We start from the raw sequence: 890 nt of genomic DNA, 5'->3' as shown, positions 1-890 counted from the left end.
TTAAATTGTAGAAACCCCTAAATTTTTGCATGGAATTAGGGGTTTTTCATTATTAATTTTTTATTTTTAATTTCCTAAAGGACTACACTACATTTAAGTACAATCTTTCACAATTGATGATCCTACCTACTTACATTAGATTTTTATAATAAATTATTGTTGCATCGAATTGACCATTTTCAGAAAGGGCATAAGCAGGTATCCGTCCAGCCTTAATGTATCCTAATGAAATGTATAGTATATTCGATGGGTCTCCTTCCCTGGTATCTAGAACCAGCAATGTTTTACCCATTTCTAAAGCTGTGTCATGAGCATTCTCCATTAATAATCGACCAATGCCATGCCTCTGGTAATTTGGATGAGTCATTAACTTTGCAACTTCAGCTCTATGTAAACCATTCTGTTTTGAACATAGATGTAATTGCACGCTACCTACTATTTTGCTGTTAACCTTTGCAACAAGAAGGATTACGTTAGGATTAAGAACGCTTTCCCAATACTTTTTTGCTTCTAAAGGTTCTAGTGGTGGTAGCATTCCAATAGAAGCTCCATCCTCAACAACATCTATCAAAAGGCTAATAAGTTCATTTATATGTTCCTCAATATTTAAACATTTTTCTACCTTTATACTTTTATCTATCTTTTTCAAGACAACCACCCTTACTTAATTTTATATGGTTAAATATACCACACGAAAAATTCCTTAAAGGGTTTATGTAAGATAAAATAATATGGTATTTATAAGATTAAATTTACTTTTTGCTTTACTCATGTCATATTTGTCTTTTTTACTAACCTCCCTCTATAATCTTTTTGTTTTCTTACGAAAACTCCGTTTATCTAAGGATTTCATAGCTACTCTTTTTCATTAGACATTATTTACATGGTTA

1 protein-coding gene is annotated in these 890 nt (G+C 31.2%); it reads right to left on the bottom strand.

The genetic code is table 11. The features are described from left to right. Positions 1-130: 130 nt before the first annotated feature. Positions 131-640, bottom strand: a complete 510-nt coding sequence (locus BK582_RS26345) for a GNAT family N-acetyltransferase (RefSeq protein ID WP_078598716.1) — start codon at positions 638-640, stop codon at positions 131-133. Positions 641-890 lie beyond the last annotated feature (250 nt).

Source organism: Evansella clarkii (assembly GCF_002019695.1).
In the GTDB taxonomy this organism is placed as follows: domain Bacteria; phylum Bacillota; class Bacilli; order Bacillales; family Salisediminibacteriaceae; genus Evansella; species Evansella clarkii.
Note: the sequence above shows the minus strand (reverse complement) of the source record. Positions and strands in the feature narration are given on the sequence as shown.